Source organism: Pseudomonas sp. NFACC04-2, assembly GCF_900119265.1.
Lineage (GTDB): Bacteria > Pseudomonadota > Gammaproteobacteria > Pseudomonadales > Pseudomonadaceae > Aquipseudomonas > Aquipseudomonas fluorescens_AA.
On the sequence record NZ_FPJC01000053.1, the window covers coordinates 1 to 3,334 of the forward strand.

Below are 3,334 nucleotides of genomic sequence, written 5' to 3' on the forward strand. Positions count from 1 at the left end.
TCGGGAGCCTGTTCAAGGGCTTCGACCAGCGCGGCGACGGCTTGGGCGAGGTAGGCGGCGATGCGTTGCGGGTCGATGCCGGTGATGGATTGGGCGGTCACGGAGAAGTCGTCCCCTTCATCCGCCACGGCCACTTCGATCGGGTAGTTGGTGCGCGCTTCGTTGCTCAGGAACCGCACGCCGTCCCAGGCCAGGACCTGGTCTTCGTTGGCCAGCGAGCCGCCGTCGGTCTGGTGGCGGTAGTTGAGCAGCGTGGTGAACAGCGGCAGGCCCGCGCCAACACCGCTGCAACGTTGGGCCAGGGCCAGGGAGGCCTGTTCGTGGGCGAGCAGTTCGCTGAGATCGCGATAGGTTTCGTCCACCAGCGCCCTGGCGCTGAACCCGGCCAGTTGCACCCGTACCGGCAAGGTATTGATGAACACCCCAAGGGCCCGATCGGCGCCCAGTGAACCTTGCAGGCGTCCGGCGACCACGCTGCCGAACACCACGTCGTCGCGGCCGGTGCAGCGTGCGAGCACCTGGGCCCAGGCAATATGAAACAGCACGGCCGGCGTCACCCCGGCCAGGCGCGATTGAGCGCGGATCCGCAGGTTCAGGGCCCGGTCGAGGCGCACGCTGGTCTCCACCACCTGGGCACCATCGCCCTGGACATCCAGCACACCGAACGGTGCGGTGGGCTCCTCGATGCTGGCCAGGCGTTGGGTGAAATAGGCTTCATGGGCCTGGGGCGGCGTGGCGAGTACCTGGGCGACAAACTCCCGATAAGGCATGGGCGTCGGCAGATTGGCGCCCTGGCCCTGCATCAACAGCTGGATTTCTTCGAGGACGATGCCCAGGGACACGTGGTCGCTGATCATGTGGTGGTCCAGCAAGGCCAGCCACCAGCGTTCGGACTGCGGGTCCTGGGCGATGCAGGCGCGCATCAAGGGGGCCTGTTGCAAATCCAGGCGCAGGTGGCGCGGATCGCTCAAGCGCTCCAGCTGGACGCGTGGGTCCTCATCGGCTTCCAGGGTGATGGGATGGATCGGCAGCCCGGCCTGGCGCTGCACTACTTGGACCGCTTGCGGCTGTCCGACCCAATGCACGGCGCTGCGCAGGATGTCGTGGCGGTCGATCACCTGTTGCAGGGTGGCGATGAAGGCATCGAGGCGCTGGCGGTCGTCGAACTCGATCATCGAGCGCACCAGATAGGCGTCGCCTTCATGCCCCAGCAGATGATGGAACAGGATGCCCTGCTGCAAGGGGGCCAGGGGGTAGATGTCCTGGATGTTCGCGGCCCCGCCAGGTACGGCGCTGACGATTCGTTCCAGCTGCGCCGGGGTCAATTCCACCAGGGGCAACATGTCCGGCGTCAGCGCCGTGCAATCGGCCGGGATGCGGTTGGTCGGGGCCAGGAACAAGGTTTCATCGCTACGAATCAGGGCCTGGGCCATTTCCCGCAGGCTGGGTGCGGTGAACACGGTGCGTACCGTGGCGCTCAGGCCATGCTGGCGCAGGCGATCGATCAGGCTCACGGCCAGCAGTGAATGCCCGCCAAGCTCGAAGAACCGGTCATGCCGGCCGACTTTCTCGATACCCAGCAGGTCTTGCCAGACCGTCGCGACGATCTGTTCGATCTCGCCCCGTGGGGCCTCGTAGGCCCGGCTGACGAACGCTTCCTGGCCCGGCGCGGGCAGGGCGCGGCGGTCGAGCTTGCCGTTGGGCGTCAGTGGCAGGGCCTCGAGTTGGACGAAGGCGCTGGGCACCATGTATTCGGGCAGGGCCGCCAGCAAGACGCTGCGCAAGTGCTCCACCGGTACCGGTTCACCGCACAGGTAAGCGATCAACCGCTTGCTGTCCGATTGGCCCGGTTGGCTTTCCTGGGCCACTACCACTGCTTCACGTACACCGGCACAGCCCGCGAGGACGGCTTCGATCTCGCCCAGTTCTACGCGGAAACCACGGATTTTCACTTGGTCGTCGTTGCGTCCCAGATACTGCAGGGTGCCGTCAGGCAGCCAGCGACCGAGGTCGCCGGTCTTGTACAGGCGCGCGTCCGGGTCGGTGCTGAACGGGTCGGCGATGAAGCGCTCGGCCGTCAACGCCTGGCGATTGAGGTAACCGCGAGCGACACCGACGCCGCCGATGTGGATCTCGCCGGCGACCCCGAGCGGGACGAGGTTGCCGTTGGCATCGAGGACATGCAGCTGGGTGTTGCGCACCGGTGTGCCGATGGAGCGGAAATCGTCGTGGTCGCTTTCCATCAGGCGGATCGAGGCATTCACGGTGGCCTCGGTCGGGCCGTAGGCGTTGAACAACGCCGGGCGATGGCCGGCGCGGGCGAACCATTGGCTCACCGCCTGTTTGCCCACCGCTTCGCCACCGATCATGAACTGGCGCAACGAGGTCGGCAGCGGCACATGTTGGTCGCGGCTGACCTGTTGCCAGAACACCGTTGGCAGGTTAGCGACGGTGATCCCATGTTGTTCGCACAGCGTGGCGAAGGCAGCGGTGCCGGCAATCCAGGCATCGCTGCGCAGTACCAGGGTGGCACCGCTGAGCAATGCACCAAAAATCTCTTCCACCGACATGTCGAACGTCATGGTGGCGAATTGCAGGATGCGATCACGAGGGTTGAGGCCATAGCGCTCTTGCAAGGCACCGATCTGGTTGCATACCGAGCGGTGCTCGAGCATCACCCCTTTCGGTTTGCCTGTGGAGCCGGAGGTGTACATGACGTAAGCCAGGTGCCGGGAGGTCAAGCCTTCGACCCGTGGGTTGTGGTCATCGCCTTCGCTCGTGTCGTCCAGCAACAGTTGCGTAATCTGCAATGGCGGCAGTTGTTCAACCAGCAGACCCTGGCTGAGCAGGACCCGAGGCGAGCTGTCGCTGAGCATGTGCTGCAAGCGATCCTGCGGATAATTCGGGTCCAGCGGCACATAGGCACCGCCGGCCTTGAGGATGGCCAGGATGCCAATGATCATCTCGGGGTTGCGTTCCACCAGCAGCGCCACACGCTCATCCGGGCGCAGGCCGGCGGCGATCAAGCGGTGGGCGATACGGTTGGCCCGGGCATTGAGTTCGGCGTAGCTGAGTAGGGTGCCCTCGGCCTGGACCGCGATGGCCTGTGGCTGGGCTTGCGCATGCTGTTCGAACCACTCATGCACCAGCCTGCCCTCGGGGAAAGGGGCGTGGGTCTGGTTGAAACCGCCGAGCAGTTGCCGGCGCTGCGCATTGTCCAGCAATGGCAGGCTCGCCAGCGGCTGCGTCGCATCGTCGAGCAGGGCGTCGAGCAGGTGCAGCAGGTGCCGGCCCCAACGGGCGATGGTGCTTTCGTCAAACAGGTCGGTGGCGT

Annotated in this window: 1 protein-coding gene; it reads right to left on the reverse strand. The window is 65.5% G+C overall.

Annotated features, from left to right (window positions below; translation table 11 throughout):
- On the reverse strand, positions 1–3,334 hold a 3,334-nt coding region (locus tag BT125_RS28205; RefSeq protein WP_139271834.1), incomplete at both ends, for a non-ribosomal peptide synthetase.